Raw genomic sequence first — 14,611 nt, 5'->3', positions numbered from 1 at the left:
CGGCAGCTTCCTTCGGCGACTCGGGCAAAGGTTCCGTGCCCGTCGAGAGCGAAAGAAAAGCTTTCAATGCCGTTTCGAGCACTTGCCGGCCCGTGGCATAATATTAGGCTTTCGCCGACTGCGGTTAACCCTAGTAGTTTCCACAGTTCGGGAAACGGGGCGGTCACCACGACCCCTCGTCCCCGCCGGCCGCAAGGCTACAGGCTCGACCGACGGGACCGGTTCCGCTTCTGTAATCTGGAGAGCTCGTCGCCATGAATCACCGCTTTTCCGAGGCCGCCCTGGCTGCCACTCCCACTTATGTCCGTCACGAAGGCCTGAAGAAATGGGTCGCCGGCATCGCGGCCCTGACCGAGCCCGAGCGGGTCGTGTGGTGCGATGGTTCGGAGGAAGAATACGACCGCCTGTGCACCGAAATGGTCGACGCAGGCATGCTGATCAAGCTGAATCCGGAAAAGCGCAAGAATTCCTACCTCGCCTGGTCCGACCCGTCCGACGTCGCGCGCGTCGAGGACCGCACCTATATCTGCTCGAAGGACAAGGCCGACGCCGGCCCGACGAACAACTGGGAAGACCCGGCGAAGATGCGCGACACGCTCAACGGCCTGTTTGCCGGCAGCATGCGCGGGCGCACGATGTACGTGATCCCGTTCTCGATGGGTCCGCTCGGCTCGCCGATCGCACACATCGGCATCGAGATCTCCGACAGCCCGTACGTCGTCACGAACATGCGCACGATGACCCGCATGGGTCGCGCGGTGTTCGACGTGCTCGGCACCGACGGTGAGTTCGTCCCCTGCGTGCACTCGGTCGGCGCCCCGCTGGGCGACGGCGAGAAGGACAGCCGCTGGCCATGCAACCCCGACACCAAATACATCGTCCATTTCCCCGAGACGCGCGAAATCTGGTCGTACGGCTCGGGCTACGGCGGCAACGCGCTGCTCGGCAAGAAGTGCTTTGCGCTGCGCATCGCCTCGACGATGGCGCGCGACGAAGGCTGGCTCGCCGAGCACATGCTGATCCTCGGCGTCGAATCCCCCGAAGGCGAGAAGACCTACGTCGCCGCGGCGTTCCCGTCGGCCTGCGGCAAGACGAACTTCGCGATGCTGATCCCGCCGAAGAGCTTCAACGGCTGGAAGATCACGACGATCGGCGACGACATCGCGTGGATCAAGCCGGGCAAGGACGGCAAGTTCTACGCGATCAACCCCGAAGCCGGCTTCTTCGGCGTCGCGCCGGGCACGTCCGAGAAAACGAACTACAACGCGATGGCGACGCTGAAGGAAAACATCATCTTCACCAACGTCGCCCTCACCGACGACGGCGACGTGTGGTGGGAAGGCATGAGCAAGGAAGCGCCGGCCCATCTGATCGACTGGCAGGGCAACGACTGGACTCCCGAAATCGCGAAGGAAACCGGCCGCAAGGCGGCGCACCCGAACTCGCGCTTCACCGCGCCGGCTTCGCAGTGCCCGTCAGTCGATCCGCAGTGGGAAGACCCGGCCGGCGTGCCGATCTCGGCGTTCATCTTCGGCGGCCGGCGCGCGACGACCGTGCCACTCGTCTACGAAGCGTTCAACTGGAATTTCGGCGTCTATATGGCCGCGACGCTCGGTTCGGAGACGACTGCCGCCGCGTTCGGCGCGCAAGGCGTCGTACGCCGCGATCCGTTCGCGATGCTGCCGTTCTGCGGCTACCACATGGGCGACTATTTCAACCACTGGCTGCGGATGGGCCACGTCGTCGAAGACACGCCGAAGATCTTCTGCGTGAACTGGTTCCGCATGAACGAGCGCGGCGAATTCATGTGGCCGGGCTTCGGCGAGAACATGCGCGTGCTGAAGTGGATCGTCGACCGCGTGCGCGGCCGCGTCGGCGGCAAGGAAACCGGCCTCGGCTGGATGCCGAAGTTCGAGGACATCGACTGGACCGGGGCCGATGTCACGCGCGAGCAGTTCGAGGCCCTGACGAGCGTCGACGCCGACGCGTGGAAAAAGGAACTCGCGCTGCACAAGGAATGGTTCGACAAGCTGCAGGACCGCCTGCCGCGCGAACTGGTGTTGAAGCGCGAACTCTTCGAACTGACACTCGCGGTCTGACCCCCGCTGCCGGCGCCGCTCCGGCAGCCGATGAAAAAGCAAAAGCGCCGATCCGTCGGCGCTTTTGCTTTTCGGTTTCCTGCGATCGGCACTCGACCGCGCAAGGAGAAGCCCTGCAACCGGATCGACGCGGCGAAAACTCAAGCCCCGGTGGCGACCTGCAGATCACGACCGGCAGCGCTGATCAGCCGCTTCTTCATCGCCAGCACCTTGTTCGCGTATCGCGCCTGCGGATCGCTGCGCGCGCCGCCGTAGTACTGCAGCGCCGCCTGCAGGCTGCCGAAACGGCGCAAGCCTTCGGCGAGCACCTGCGTTCCGACGCGCACGTTCAACTGCGGATCGAAAAGCGGATTTTTCCGGTCGACGTCGCCGATCTTATCCATGTGAAAGCGTGGGATCACCTGCATCAGGCCCTGCGCGCCCATGCTGCTCACCGCAACCGGATTGAAGCTCGACTCGATCGCCATCATCGCGACGATCAGCAGGGGATCGATGCCGGAGGTCCGCCCATGATGCTCTGCCGCCGCAAGCACCGGATCGAGCATCGTCGTCGGCACTTTGTAGCGCCTCGCGACGTAGTCTCGCACCCGCCTCATCTCGGACGAGAGCCCCCCTTCGGCGCTCGCGTTGCGCAGGGCCGGTAGCATCGCGCGAGTCGGCAGGGCGCCTGCCGCGGCCTCGACGGCCGCTTCGCTGGCAGGGGACATACCGATGTCGGCAAACTTGACGGACTCATGCTTCAGATAGGCGCTGCCGAGCCATCCTGCTGCGAGCATCCCCACCACCAGTGAAGCCTGGGCAAAATGAACAACGACGTTGGCGGTAGTGCGCTTGCGCCCGTCGTCCTGAGTTGCGTGGACCATGGTTCCTCCGTGCTGTGATCAGGCACATCGATGTCCCGCCGTGGGCCAAAAATCGGCGCAACGGAGCCCCGGGTATTGCATCGGGCTGGGAACCGGTGGCGAACGGAATATCGCCATCGGCTATCGAAGTACTCGGTCTTCAGTGGTCGTTCAGGCAAGCCGCCGCAACTTGACGACGTGCCCCCGCGGTGCGCACGGCCATGCTTGTATGCGCCGTGTGGGAAGGAAAATTTCGGCGCCGCACCTAACCAGATCAATCGAATCAGAGTGTTGCTGTCAGCTGCTGCAATGCAACAACGGTTGCAATGTATTTACAGGAAGGTTTTTTGTCAACGCGCGCGGCGCAAGATCGGGGCCTGCCCCACCAGACTTCGGGCGCAAAGCGGGACAGGGCGCGGAATTTTCAATTGTGTGGAAATGTGGCTTTTACACAAAAATGCGCCTTGCCACTTGACCGAATGTTCCTTGCTCGAGCGAAATCCCGCGAATTCGGCTGACTCGTGCACCGGCTCATGCATTTGGCCAAAACTACTTTTCAACGTACACTCTTTCGTCCCTCGAACAAGCAGAGGAGACGAATCGATGGGTGGAATCGCCGTAGAAATCCCGCCGTAGAAATCCATTTAGCCGCCGAGGAAGTCCCCGCTTCCGCGGTCGATAGCGTGGACGACACATTGCGCCTGCGCGGACCCGGCGCAGAGGGCACCTTCCAGCCGGGCCGTGTCGCTTTCGCTCACCAGCGCCTGAGGCGCGACGAGCGACTTCGCCCTCGGCGAAATGCACAGGCCCGACCGGCACGAACACTTTCCCGCCCCCTTCCCAAAGAGCAATCATGTTCCGCGAACTGATCAGCAACAACACGCTCCAGGACTGGAGCTACGCGCTGCTCGCCATCATCGGCAGCATGCTCGTCCTGCATACCGTGCGCCGGCTGCTGCTCGCGCGCCTGGCGGCGATCACGCCGACGACCGACAACGGCATCGACGACTTCCTCGTCGAACTCCTTTCGGTGACCCGGATCCTGCTCGGCGCCGCGATCGGCCTCTACATCGCGACGCGCTTCCTGACGCTGCCCGAAGCGCTCACGACCCTCGTCAACCGCATCTTCGTCGGCCTGCTCCTGCTACAGGCGGGCTTCTGGGCGAATCGCGGCTTCGATTTCTGGCTTCAGCGCCGTTTCAGCGTTACCACGCCGGGCGACCCGGGCGCGCGCGCGATGACGCGCTCACTGCTCACGTTCATCGGCCGCGTCGTGCTGTGGGCGCTGGTGCTGCTGTTGGTCCTCGACAATCTCGGGCTCGACGTCACGGCACTGATTGCCAGCCTCGGCATCGGCGGCATCGCGGTCGCGCTCGCGGTGCAGAACATCCTCAGCGACCTCTTTGCGTCGCTGTCGATTGCGGTCGACCAGCCTTTCGTCATCGGCGACTTCATCATCGTCGACGACCTGATGGGCACCGTCGAGCACGTCGGCCTCAAGACGACCCGCGTGCGCAGCCTCAGCGGCGAGCAGATCATTTTCTCGAACAACGATCTGCTGAAGAGCCGCATCCGCAACTACAAGCGCATGCAGGAGCGGCGCATCGCGTTCCCGATTGGCGTCACCTACGGCACGCCGGCCGACCGCCTCGAAGTCATCCCGGACCTGATCCGTCAGGCAATCGAGTCCCAGCCGGAGGTGCGCTTCGACCGCGCGCATTTCAAGGGCTTCGGCGCATCGTCGCTCGATTTCGAAGCGGTCTATATCGTCCTGAGCGCGGATTTCAACGTCTACATGGACGTGCAGCAGGCGATCAACCTTCAGCTCGTGCGCGCGTTCGCCGAGCGCGAGATCCAGTTTGCGCTCCCGACGCAGACGCTGCACGTCGGCGGCCGCCTGCAGGTCGAAGGCAGTTTGCAGGCAGCCGAGCCCGACGAGGGGAAACCCGAGGGGCGGCGGCTGTCACCGGCGCCGGAAGCGCTGCAATCCTGGGCGAAAGCAGGCACATGACAATATTCTTGCGCACTACCTGGGGTGAAGCTGTTTTTACCTCGACCGGCGGGACAAAACGGCGAAGGACCGTCACCGCTGCGCGCGGCAGCTTTCGGTGTAGCGCCGCGCGTCCGCGATGAACGCGAAGAAATCCGACTCGAAGCCGGCGTAGTCCGACTGCAGTTCGGCGCCGCTGCCGGCCAAGGGGTTGGTCCGTCGCAGCCGCAGCGCGATGCGGTCGAGCGCATGCGAAGTCGCATCGACAGACCGGTACGAACCGAACCAGTCCGCGCCGGTGATGCTCGGGAGGAGGTCGACCAGCGGGGGCGGCAGCATCGGCACGTTCGCCTCCAGGAGCGCGTACAGCTGCGTCGTGAAGACATCGAGCGGCTCGTCGCGGAATCGGCTCCAGTGCAGTGCGAGAAAGTGGTCGTAGAACATATCTACCATCACGCCCCCGACGCGTCGACGCCCCGTCGACACCCGCGAACGGCTGCGAACGAAGGCCGCATGGGTATCGGCGAAGACGTCGATCTGCCGATGCAGCCGCACTCCGGCCGCGACATCCGGCGGCAGGCCGGCGGGCAGCGGGCCTTTGACGAAGTCGCCGATCAGCCCGCCGAGCCGGTCCGCCGGCGATTCACCGGCGAGATAAGCGTGCGCAAGGAAGTTCATCGCTGCGCCGGCTCAGGCGAAGACGCCGGCGAGCCAGGCGATGAAATCCCGCACCACTGCCCGCTTGTGCTGCGCCGGCGTCGCGACGGCGTAATACGTGAAAGGCGCTGGCGCGGTCACGCCGAACAGCGGTACCAGCCGGCCGGTGTCGACCCACGCTGCCGACAGCCTGCGGGTGCCGACGGCGGCGCCGAGCCCTGCCGCGGCGACCTCGAACAGCATGCCCAGATCATTGAACACGGCGCCGCGCTCGGGCTCCGGCCAGTCGAGCCCGGCCGCGGCGAAACACGGCCGCCACGGCAGCAGGGGCGAGCGCAGCAGTTCGGCGCGGCCGAGATCGGCGATGCCGCGCAGCGCGCGCGCCGCCACCCACGACGGCGCGGCGAGCGGCATGACGACGTCGTCGAACAGCTTGCACACGGTGCGCTCCGGATAATCGCCACGCCCCCAGCGCACCTCGACGTCAGCAGTTTCGGCCGTGACGTCCTGCAGCGGGATCGACAGGTGCATCTCGACTTCGACTTCCGGGTGCGAGCGCAGGTACTCGGGCAGGCGCGCCATCAGCAGTTGCCGCGCGAAAGTCGGTGGCAGCGACACGCGCAGCCGCTCGCGCTCGGGCTGCAGCAGCGCGCCCGCCTGCGCGAGCTTGCCGAACGCCTCGCGCACGCTCTCGAGGTACAGCCGCCCCACCGTGGTCGGGCGCACCCCCGCCGGCGTGCGTTCGAACAGCGGCGTGCCGAGCATCGCTTCGAGCTGGCGGATGCGGTGGCTGACAGCGCTCGGCGTCACGCACAGCTCATCGGCCGCCTGCGCGAAACCGCCCAGCCGCGCCGCGGCTTCGAAAGCGGCCAAGGCGTGCATCGGCGGGACGCGGCGCACGACGCTGCTCATCGTCCATCGTCCGCAGCGAGCCGTGGGACCGCATCATCGCGAAAACGGTCGAGCGGATGGTCATCGAAATCGGGGTCGGACACCAATGGCACCAGTCTCGAGCAAAGCCCTTGTGGATCATCGACGGGGACATGCGCATGGAACACGCAGACGCCAGGCTCGGCGCCGCGGAATGTGCGGCGAAGTTCGATTGTACCGTTCAATCCCTGCTGTTTGGGCGCATCGGACGGCGTGCGGAGCCGGCCTCACCGGCAGCGACGCAGTGGCCGCCGCCGAGAGACATTCACTGCAACCGCATCACCGGTTTGCGACACCAACCGCTGCCTGCGCTTCGCGAACGGACTCCACGAGCGCGGCGGCCGAATCGTCCGCGGCCCCCTGCCAGCGGTCGAAATGCAGCAAGGTCTCAAGCGGCCGGCGCGCCAGCCAGCCGGCGGATTCCAGCTCCGGCTTCTGGTAAAAATGGCTCACGTGGCCGATGCACAGATAGGCTACCGGGACGATGCCGGACGGGATGCCGAGCGCCTCGCGCAGCGCCTTCTGGTGGAAGATGCTGACCCAGCCGACGCCAAGGCCTTCGGCACGGGCGGCAAGCCACAGGTTCTGCACCGCGCACACCGAACTGTAGACGTCCATCGTCTTGATATGCGTGCGGCCGACGACGACCGGGCCGTTGCGGCTGCGATCGCAGGTGATGCACAGGTTGACCGGCGCTTCGAGGATGCCTTCGAGCTTGAGGCTGCGGTAGGTGTCCCGCTTGTCGCCTTCGAACATCAGCGCAGCCTCGGCGTGGGCGGTGCAGAACGCGTCATGCACCCGCTGCTTGACCTCGGGCGAACGCACGACGACGAAGTCCCACGGCTGCATGAAGCCCACCGACGGCGCGTGGTGCGCGGCATTGAGGATGCGCGCGAGCACCGCGTCCGGCACCGGCTCCGGCGTGAACTGGCCGCGCACGTCGCGCCGCGTGTAGATCGCGCGATACACCGCGGCTTTTTCGTCGTCGCTGAACGAAGGCCGGTCCTGCTGTTGCTGCATGGAGCTGCTCATGGATAGTCCCCTTGAGTGGAGCAGTCGGGCGCCGCGGTCCAGGCGGCTGCCAATATGTCTCGAGGCCGGTCTTCCGACTGAGGCTCGACTCGTCCGGGCGCCTTCCCGGCTTTCGCCAGTGGCTGACGCCTGCCCGGACGATCCTCATCACGGCGCTGGGCACGTGGCGGAATCGCACCGCCTTCCCGATTCTCCCGCGCGAGCGCGGGCACCTCGATACGGTTAAATACTGTTCGCTTCGTTCGACTTCCTTCGTGCGACTCGACGCAACGCGCCAACGCGCTCAGCCGAACAGGCCGGCGACCGCGGCCGGGTTCGACGGAAAATAGAAATGCACGTAGGACGCCGTCAGGCGCCCGCGGCGGTAGATCGCTTCGCCCTCGCGCCCGTCCGGCGTCTGCGCGCGCAGCAGCGGCTGCAGCGGCGTGTCCGACTTCGAATAGTGGAACGTGTGGCCGGCGAGCCGCCCTTCCGGGAGCTCGGCGACCTGCATCCCGAGCGCTGCGAGCCGGGGCTGCATCACTGCGCGCCCGGGCAACAAGCCGACGAGCGAGTAATGCTGCCCAGCCTTGTCGACGATCTCTTCGAACAGGCTCATCATGCCGCCGCATTCGGCCAGCACCGGCTTGCCAGCGGCGGCATGGGCGTGCAGCGCTTCGCGGAAGCCGGTGTTGCCGGTGATCGTCGCCGCATGCAGCTCCGGATAGCCGCCGGGCAGCCACACCGCGTCGCAATCGGGCAGCGCGTCGCCGGCGAGCGGCGAGAAGAACGCCAGCCGAGCGCCGAGCGCCGAGAGCGTGTCGACGTTCGCCGGATAGATGAAGCCGTACGCGGCATCTCGCGCAATCGCGATCGTCGTGCCGGCGAGCAGCGGCCGGATCTGCGGCATGGCTGCCGCGGGAAACGACACTGGCGGCGGGAGCTCGGCCGCGCCGGTCGCCGCGAGCGCGTCGGCGAGCCGGTCGAGGCGCTCGACGAGGTCGCCGATCTCGGCCGCCTGCAGCACGCCGAGATGGCGCTCCGGCAGCGCGGCATCCGGATCGCGCGCGACTGCGCCGTACCAGCGCATCCTTTCCGGCAGAGCGGCGCGCAACATCTCCGCATGGCGCGGGCTGCCGACGTGGTTCGCGAGCACGCCCGAAAACGGCAGATCGGGCTCGTAATGGGCCAGCCCGTACGCGATCGCACCGAAAGTCTGCGCCATCGCGCGCGCATCGATCACCGCAAGGACCGGCAGACCGAAGCGGCGCGCGATGTCGGCGCCCGACGGCGCGCCGTCGAAGAGTCCCATGACGCCTTCGACGAGGATCAGGTCCGCGTCGGCCGCGACGCGATGCAGCCGCCACGCGGCGTCGGCGTCGCCGCACATGCCGAGGTCGAGGTTGTACACCGGCGCGCCGCTCGCGACGGCATGGATCTGCGGATCGAGGAAATCGGGGCCGCACTTGAACACCCGCACGCGCCGCCCCTGGCGCGCATGCAGACGGGCGAGCGCCGCGGTGACGGTCGTCTTGCCCTGGCCGGACGCCGGGGCGGCGACGAACAGGGCGGCACAGGAAGTGGGGACGGATTCGATTGCGGAAGTCATCAGGAGTTGGTTCAGCGGCAACTGTCGTCAGGTGGCCGAGTCGCAGTCCGGTTCCGGATGCACCCCGGTGCAGCCAACATGCGGCGCGTGCCGCACAGGGTCGACCTGCTCGGGCGAGAACCACGCGAGCCGCGGGTACAGCCCGACGACGTCGCCGACGATCGTCAGCGCCGGCGGACGGATGTCGGCGTCGCGAACGACGTCGGCAAGCGTCGCGAGCGTACCGACCGCGACGCGCTGCGCCCGCGTCGTACCCCGCTCGACGACGCCGGCCGGAGTCGTCGCCGGGAGGCCATGGGCGATCAGCTCCCGGCAGATTTCGGCGAGCCGCGAAATGCCCATGTAGACGACGAGCGTCTGGCCGGGCCGCGCGAGCATCGGCCAGTCGAGATCGAGCGCGCCGTTCTTGAGAAAGCCCGTAGTGAAGATCACCGAGCGCGCGTGGTCGCGGTGCGTCAGCGGAATGCCCGCGTACGCGGCGATGCCGGCCGCGGCGGTGACGCCGGGAACGACTTCGACGGTGATTCCCGCGCCGACGAGCACTTCCATCTCCTCGCCGCCGCGGCCGAAGATGAACGGATCGCCGCCCTTGAGCCGCACGACGCGCTTGCCCGCCTGGGCGAGCCGCACGAGCAGGCGGTTGATCTCGCCCTGCGGCAGCGTGTGGTCCGACGCCTTCTTGCCGACGTAATGGCGCTCGGCCGCGGGCGGCGCGAGGTCGACGATCACCGGGCTGACGAGGTTGTCGAAGACGACGGCGTCGGCGCCTGCGATCAGGCGCGCGCCGCGCAAGGTCAGCAGCTCGGGGTCGCCAGGGCCGGCGCCGACGAGATAGACGTGACCGGCGAGCGGACCGGGACGCGGCGAGGGAATATCAGGCAGGGACATCGTTTTCTCTCGGCTCCATTGCAGTATCGATCAACCCGGAAATAGGGGACAGACCACGTTTTATGATTCTCAAAAACGTGGTCTGTCCCCTATTTCTTTATTTCCTTCCCAGTCAGAACTCGACGCCAGGCATCGCTTTCACTCCGGCCGCGAACGCATGCTTCACCGGTCCCATTTCGGTGACCGTGTCGGCGACGGCGACCAGCTCCGGCGGCGCGGCGCGCCCGGTGACGACGACGTGCTGGTCGGCCGGACGCGCCAGCAGATCGGCGACGACGCGCTCCACATCGAGGTAGCGATATTTCAACGCGAGGTTCAGTTCGTCGAGCACGACGAGGCCGATCGCCTCATCGCGCAGCAGCGCCCGCGCCTGCTCCCACGCCGCTTCCGCGCTCGCGACATCGCGTGCCCGGTCCTGCGTATCCCAGGTGAAGCCTTCGCCCATCACGTGCCAGACGACCTCCGGCTGGCGGCGGAAGAACGCCTCCTCGCCGGTATCCGAGCGTCCCTTGATGAACTGCACGACGCCGACTTTCATGCCGTGGCCGAGTGCGCGGGCGACGACACCGAACGCCGCGCTGGATTTCCCCTTGCCATTGCCGGTGTTGACCACCAGCACGCCGCGTTCGATCTGCGCGACGGCGATTTTTTCGTCGATGAGCGTCTTCTTGCGCTGCATGCGTGCGGCGTGGCGGGCATCTTTTTCGATGGATTCGTTCATGGCTCAGTCCGGAAGAAAAACAGTTCGCCCGTCGACCGTGACGCGGCAGATCGGGTGATTGTATGCGTGGCTCAGGCAGTCCGCCCGCAGCACTTCATCGCGCAAACCGGCAATGACGCCGCCGCGACCGTCGAGCAGGATCACATGGTCGGCGAAGCGCGCCGCGAGGTTGATGTCGTGCAGTACCATCACGATCCCGCGTCCGCCTTTGGCCAGCCGGGCGAACAGCTCGAGCGCCGCCACCTGGTAATGCAGGTCGAGATGGTTCGTCGGTTCGTCGAGCAGAAACAGGCACGGCGCCTGTGTCAGCAGCGCGGCGATCGACACCCGCTGCCGCTCGCCGCCGGACAGACTCAGGATGTCGCGCCCGGCGAGCTCGGCGAGCCCGACTTCGGCGAGTGCCGCGCGCGCGATCGCGATGTCGTCGTCGCTTTCCCAGCCCCAGCGGCCGAGGTACGGATGGCGGCCGACGAGCACGGTCTGCAGCACCGTCGCGGAGAAGTGATCGGGCTGCTGCTGCGGCAACAGCCCGCGAAACCGCGCCGCGGCGAGTGCGTCCCACTCCGCATACGGCCGCCCGCCGAGCCGCACTGCGCCGACCGACGGCGCGCGCAGGCCGGCGAGCGTATGCAGCAGCGTCGTCTTGCCGGCGCCGTTCGGCCCGAGCAGCACGAGGCATTCACCGACAGCCAGCTGCAGGCTGAATTCGCAGCACAGCCAGCGCTCGCCGACTTTCAGTGCGAGGCGGTCCGCTTCAAGGAGGAATTCGGCAGCGGCGTTCATCGCGGATGACGCGACAGCAGGAACAGGAACACCGGCACGCCGATCAGCGCCGTCAGCACGCCGACCGGCAGCTGCATCGGCGCAATCACCGTGCGTGCTGCCGTGTCGGCGAGCGTCAGCAGCGTGCCGCCGGCGAGCATCGCGGCGGGCAGCAGCACGCGCTGGTCGTTGCCGATGACGAAGCGCACCAGATGCGGGACGATCAGGCCGACGAATCCGACCGAGCCGATCAGCGTCACCGCCGCCGCGGTCAGCAGCGACGCAAGCACATACAGCAGATAGCGCAGCCGCTCGACGCGCACACCGAGCGCACGCGCCGACAGCTCGCCGCGCGCGAGCACGTTGAGGTCGCGCGCGAACGGCAGCACCGCGACCAGCCCCACGACCATCAGCACCAGCGCCGGCCACGGCCGGGAGGCACCCGACGCGTCGCCCATCAGCCAGAACAGCATCGACTGCAGCCGCGTGTCGGTCGCGAGCGACAGCATCAGCGTCACCGCCGCGCCGCAGCCGGCGGCGACGATGACGCCAGTCAGCAACAGGCGCGTCTGCGTCCACGAACCGTCTCCGTGCGCGAGCCCGAACACCAGCAGCATCGCCCCGAGCGCACCGGCGAACGCTGCGGCATCGACGAGCCACGGCGCGAGGCCCAGCAGCATCGCCCCGAGCGCCCCGACCGCCGCGCCGCCCGAGATGCCGAGCACGTACGGGTCGGCGAGCGGATTCCGGAGCAGCACCTGCATCAGCGCGCCGGCGATCGCGAGCAGGCCGCCGCACGCGAACACCGCGACCGCGCGCGGCAGGCGCAGCTCGCGCACGACGCTCGCGGCCATGCCGTCGGCGCCGCCGAACAGCGCGCCGACGACGTCGCCCAGCGGGATCCGCAGGTCGCCGGCCGACAGTGCCCAGCCGACCGCCAGGCACCCCGCCGCCAGCAGCGCGGCGATGACGGGCAGGGCTGCCGGAGCACGTCGCAATTCGGAAACCTCCGTCAACGGCGAAAAACGCGAAATGGCGTCAGAACGAGAGCTTCGCGCCGAGCTTCCAGGTGCGCTCGAAATCGACCGGATAGATCGCATCGTCGGCGACCCACACGCCGTTCTCGTGTTCGAAGAGGTTCGTCACCGCAGCGTAGAGCTCGACGTCCCTGACACGATGACGATACGCGAGATCGGTCGACTGATACTCGCGTTGCTTCTGCGCATTATTGTTGTCGAAGTCGTTCGCCGCCCGCGCCTTGCTGCGCCAGCTGTGGGACAGGTTCAGATTGCCCTGCTCGCCCACTTTCACGTTGAGGCCGACGACCGCGTTGTGCCGCGGCACGCCGGGCAGTTGGCGTCCGTCGAACGCGCCGCCGCCCGCCCCGTCGCGGTCGATGATCGCGCGCGTCCATGTGTAGTTCAGCAGCCCGGTCAGCGTCGGCGTGATGGTCCAGGTGTCCTGCAGCTCGAGCCCGTACTTGTGCGACTCGTCGATGTTGGTGTTCGTGAAGGTGAAAGGCTCGAAGAAGATCTCGTTCTTCAGATCGGCGTGAAATACGCTGAGCTTGAGGCGGTTCGCCGGCACGACGTGATTCAGGCCGAGCGTCACGGTGCGCACCCTCGCCGGCTCGATGAAGCCGTTGAAGCTGGTTTCGCCGGTGAAGAAATCGGTGACGAAGAAGCGGTCGATGTCGGGTGCGAGGAACGCGCTGTTGTAGTTGCCGAACACCGACCAGGCATCGTCGAAGCGGAAGTTCGCGCCGACGTCCCACGACGAGAGCGTCTCGTCGTCCTCGATGCGCGCGCCGAAGTCCGGATCGTGCTCGTATTCGACCCGCTCGCGCCGTGCACCGGCCGACAGCGTCAGTCGCGCGAGTTCATATTGCCCCTGCACGAACCAGCCGAGATTGCGCTTGGAGGTTTCGCTGACTGCATCTTCGCGCAGCCCGTCGAACGACTGGACGCCGGCGGTCACGGACAGCGCGTCGCCGAGATACTGCAGCGAAAAGTCGTCCGACACGTAGCGGTAGTCGGACTCGAAGCGGAACTGCACGAACTCGGACGCCTTGTCCTCGTCGTGGTGCCGCGCCGACAGGCGCCAGGCCTGCGTCAGGTCATAGTCGGCGCCGACGCCCCAGTAGTCGGAGTCGAACTTCTGGTGCGTGTAGTTGCGGCCGTTGTTCTGCGCCGGATCGTGGCGGAACTGCGCGAGCGTCAGCGCACCCGGGTAGCGCGTGTCGATGCGTGAGCTGCCCGCATCCAGATTCAGCTTCAGCGCATCGGCGGGCTTGCCCGACAGCGCGACGCGCCAGTTGTCGGCACGCGATTCGTCGGTGTGTCCGGACGGATCCTTGTCGCTGAAGCCGTCGTGCTCGCTGCGGTCAATGGTCGCCGAAGCGGAGAAGCGTTCGCGCGCGATCCCGGCGCTCGCCGTCGCACCCACAGCGCCGTGGCTGCCGCCGTTCAAGTCGAGGCTCGCCCCGGTGCGCGGCCGCGTGTAGATCTGGATCGTCCCGGCGGTCGCGCCGTCGCCGTACATCACCGAGCCGCTGCCCTTCGCGATCTCGATGCGCTCGATGTCGGCGAGCGGGATCGCGCCGAGCAGCTGCGGCACGAGGTCGATGTTGTTGAGCCGACGCCCGTCGAGCGAAATGACGACGTTCTGGTGCCCATCGGCAGTGCCATAGCCGCGCATGTTGATGCTCGGCGTGAAGCGGTTGCCGAAATACGGCGCGATCTGGATCGAAGTCTGGCGCGCGAGATAGTCGACCAGCGTCGTCGCGCCGGAGCGCTCGATGTCGCGCCGGGTATGCACTTCGGAGGCATAGGTCGCGGCGACGTCGGGCGTGTCGATGCGGGTCGCCGAGACGATGACGGTCTCGCCAGTGGTTTCTGCGGCGGCGAATACGGGGGCGGGCGCGGCAAACGGAAAAGCGGCAGCAACCGCGACGGCCGTCGCGGACAAGCGGATATTCATCGGGATTCTCCCTGCGCCAACAGTAGCGTCCCCGCTTACCGTGGCATGTTTCACCAGGAAGCGCCGCATCCGGGAGCACGATTCGAGCGGCACGAAGCCGCGCCCGTCGCCGCCACCCCGCGG

Annotated in this window: 13 protein-coding genes and 1 riboswitch; of the genes, 2 read left to right on the top strand and 11 right to left on the bottom strand. The window is 67.0% G+C overall.

The features are described from left to right. Positions 1–254 precede the first annotated feature (254 nt). Complete coding sequence (locus tag EBN1_RS11365; protein ID WP_011238103.1) at positions 255–2,099, top strand: phosphoenolpyruvate carboxykinase (GTP); 1,845 nt, start codon at positions 255–257, stop codon at positions 2,097–2,099. 140 nt (positions 2,100–2,239) lie between these two features. On the opposite strand, the gene EBN1_RS11360 is transcribed toward EBN1_RS11365, so the two are convergent. Together EBN1_RS11360 and EBN1_RS11355 are read right to left on the bottom strand one after the other, a co-directional pair. Continuing rightward, positions 2,240–2,962: a transglycosylase SLT domain-containing protein gene (locus EBN1_RS11360; RefSeq protein ID WP_011238102.1), complete on the bottom strand. Its 723-nt coding sequence runs from the start codon at positions 2,960–2,962 to the stop codon at positions 2,240–2,242. A gap of 329 nt (positions 2,963–3,291) precedes the next feature. Beyond that, on the bottom strand, positions 3,292–3,585 hold the full coding sequence (locus tag EBN1_RS11355) for a hypothetical protein (protein ID WP_157866608.1): 294 nt from the start codon (positions 3,583–3,585) through the stop codon (positions 3,292–3,294). A gap of 209 nt (positions 3,586–3,794) precedes the next feature. On the opposite strand from EBN1_RS11355, the gene EBN1_RS11350 reads away from it, so the two are divergent. After that, on the top strand, positions 3,795–4,952 hold the full coding sequence (locus tag EBN1_RS11350) for a mechanosensitive ion channel family protein (protein WP_011238100.1): 1,158 nt from the start codon (positions 3,795–3,797) through the stop codon (positions 4,950–4,952). Between the two features lie 72 nt (positions 4,953–5,024). Here EBN1_RS11350 and EBN1_RS11345 read toward each other — a convergent pair whose 3' ends face one another. The 9 genes from EBN1_RS11345 to EBN1_RS11305 all read right to left on the bottom strand — a co-directional run bounded on the left by EBN1_RS11345 (position 5,025) and on the right by EBN1_RS11305 (position 14,488). After that, positions 5,025–5,609, bottom strand: a complete 585-nt coding sequence (locus tag EBN1_RS11345) for an acyl carrier protein phosphodiesterase (RefSeq protein ID WP_011238099.1) — start codon at positions 5,607–5,609, stop codon at positions 5,025–5,027. 12 nt (positions 5,610–5,621) lie between these two features. After that, the gene (locus EBN1_RS11340) at positions 5,622–6,500 is read right to left on the bottom strand and encodes a LysR substrate-binding domain-containing protein (protein WP_041646246.1); all 879 of its coding nucleotides are present in this window, start codon (positions 6,498–6,500) and stop codon (positions 5,622–5,624) included. A 297-nt stretch (positions 6,501–6,797) separates the two neighbouring features. Further along, positions 6,798–7,550, bottom strand: coding sequence for a 5,6-dimethylbenzimidazole synthase (bluB, locus tag EBN1_RS11335; protein WP_011238097.1), 753 nt, complete (start codon positions 7,548–7,550; stop codon positions 6,798–6,800). 46 nt (positions 7,551–7,596) lie between these two features. Next, positions 7,597–7,781: riboswitch (cobalamin riboswitch) on the bottom strand. A 52-nt stretch (positions 7,782–7,833) separates the two neighbouring features. Then, entirely contained in the window at positions 7,834–9,138 is a 1,305-nt protein-coding gene (locus EBN1_RS11330) for a cobyrinic acid a,c-diamide synthase CobB (protein ID WP_041647184.1), read from the bottom strand. A gap of 27 nt (positions 9,139–9,165) precedes the next feature. Beyond that, the gene (gene cobA / locus EBN1_RS11325; protein WP_011238094.1) at positions 9,166–10,026 is read right to left on the bottom strand and encodes a uroporphyrinogen-III C-methyltransferase; all 861 of its coding nucleotides are present in this window, start codon (positions 10,024–10,026) and stop codon (positions 9,166–9,168) included. A gap of 112 nt (positions 10,027–10,138) precedes the next feature. After that, positions 10,139–10,747, bottom strand: a complete 609-nt coding sequence (gene cobO / locus EBN1_RS11320) for a cob(I)yrinic acid a,c-diamide adenosyltransferase (protein ID WP_011238093.1) — start codon at positions 10,745–10,747, stop codon at positions 10,139–10,141. Between the two features lie 3 nt (positions 10,748–10,750). Continuing rightward, positions 10,751–11,530: an ABC transporter ATP-binding protein gene (locus EBN1_RS11315; protein ID WP_011238092.1), complete on the bottom strand. Its 780-nt coding sequence runs from the start codon at positions 11,528–11,530 to the stop codon at positions 10,751–10,753. Further along, complete coding sequence (locus EBN1_RS11310) at positions 11,527–12,507, bottom strand: FecCD family ABC transporter permease (protein ID WP_011238091.1); 981 nt, start codon at positions 12,505–12,507, stop codon at positions 11,527–11,529. Before EBN1_RS11310 ends, EBN1_RS11315 begins: the two co-directional genes overlap by 4 nt. A 40-nt stretch (positions 12,508–12,547) precedes the next feature. Further along, a complete protein-coding gene (locus tag EBN1_RS11305) occupies positions 12,548–14,488 on the bottom strand; it encodes a TonB-dependent receptor (RefSeq protein WP_011238090.1) in 1,941 nt (646 codons plus the stop codon). Between the last annotated feature and the right edge of the window lie 123 nt (positions 14,489–14,611).

Source organism: Aromatoleum aromaticum EbN1, from assembly GCF_000025965.1.
In the GTDB taxonomy this organism is placed as follows: Bacteria; Pseudomonadota; Gammaproteobacteria; order Burkholderiales; family Rhodocyclaceae; genus Aromatoleum; species Aromatoleum aromaticum.
Note: the sequence above shows the minus strand (reverse complement) of the source record. Positions and strands in the feature narration are given on the sequence as shown.

Coding starts and splice junctions, on each gene's coding strand:
- EBN1_RS11365 (WP_011238103.1), top strand. CDS start 255: ATGAATCACCGCTTTTCCGAGGCCGCCCTGGCTGCCACTCCCACTTAT.
- EBN1_RS11360 (WP_011238102.1), bottom strand. CDS start 2,962: ATGGTCCACGCAACTCAGGACGACGGGCGCAAGCGCACTACCGCCAAC.
- EBN1_RS11355 (WP_157866608.1), bottom strand. CDS start 3,585: ATGGATTTCTACGGCGGGATTTCTACGGCGATTCCACCCATCGATTCG.
- EBN1_RS11350 (WP_011238100.1), top strand. CDS start 3,795: ATGTTCCGCGAACTGATCAGCAACAACACGCTCCAGGACTGGAGCTAC.
- EBN1_RS11345 (WP_011238099.1), bottom strand. CDS start 5,609: ATGAACTTCCTTGCGCACGCTTATCTCGCCGGTGAATCGCCGGCGGAC.
- EBN1_RS11340 (WP_041646246.1), bottom strand. CDS start 6,500: ATGAGCAGCGTCGTGCGCCGCGTCCCGCCGATGCACGCCTTGGCCGCT.
- bluB (WP_011238097.1), bottom strand. CDS start 7,550: ATGAGCAGCTCCATGCAGCAACAGCAGGACCGGCCTTCGTTCAGCGAC.
- EBN1_RS11330 (WP_041647184.1), bottom strand. CDS start 9,138: ATGACTTCCGCAATCGAATCCGTCCCCACTTCCTGTGCCGCCCTGTTC.
- cobA (WP_011238094.1), bottom strand. CDS start 10,026: ATGTCCCTGCCTGATATTCCCTCGCCGCGTCCCGGTCCGCTCGCCGGT.
- cobO (WP_011238093.1), bottom strand. CDS start 10,747: ATGAACGAATCCATCGAAAAAGATGCCCGCCACGCCGCACGCATGCAG.
- EBN1_RS11315 (WP_011238092.1), bottom strand. CDS start 11,530: ATGAACGCCGCTGCCGAATTCCTCCTTGAAGCGGACCGCCTCGCACTG.
- EBN1_RS11305 (WP_011238090.1), bottom strand. CDS start 14,488: ATGAATATCCGCTTGTCCGCGACGGCCGTCGCGGTTGCTGCCGCTTTT.